Annotated in this window: 1 protein-coding gene; it reads left to right on the forward strand. The window is 74.4% G+C overall.

The annotated features are described in order from the left end of the window. The coding region (locus OP86_RS32660) for an electron transfer flavoprotein subunit alpha/FixB family protein (protein ID WP_030261295.1) at positions 1-371 on the forward strand (371 nt) is incomplete at both ends.

Genomic DNA, 371 nt, shown 5'->3' on the forward strand with positions numbered 1-371 from the left:
GCTTCCTTCCAGGTGAAGTCGAAGGTCACCAAGGGCGCGCCGGTCATCACCGTCAAGCCGAACGCCGTCGCCCCGGAGGCCGTCGCGGCCGCGGGTGCGGTGGAGAACGTGTCGGTGGAGTTCACCGGCAACGCCGCCAAGGTGACCTCGCGCACCCCGCGGGTGTCGACCGGCCGCCCGGAGCTGACCGAGGCCGCGATCGTGGTCTCCGGTGGCCGTGGCGTCGGTGCCGCCGAGGGCTTCGGCGTGGTCGAGGAGCTCGCGGACGCGCTGGGCGCGGCCGTCGGCGCCTCGCGTGCCGCCGTCGACGCGGGCTGGTACCCGCACAGCAGCCAGGTCGGCCAGACCGGCAAGCAGGTCTCCCCGCAGCT

This window comes from Streptomyces novaecaesareae (assembly GCF_000716875.1).
Taxonomy (GTDB): domain Bacteria; phylum Actinomycetota; class Actinomycetes; order Streptomycetales; family Streptomycetaceae; genus Kitasatospora; species Kitasatospora novaecaesareae.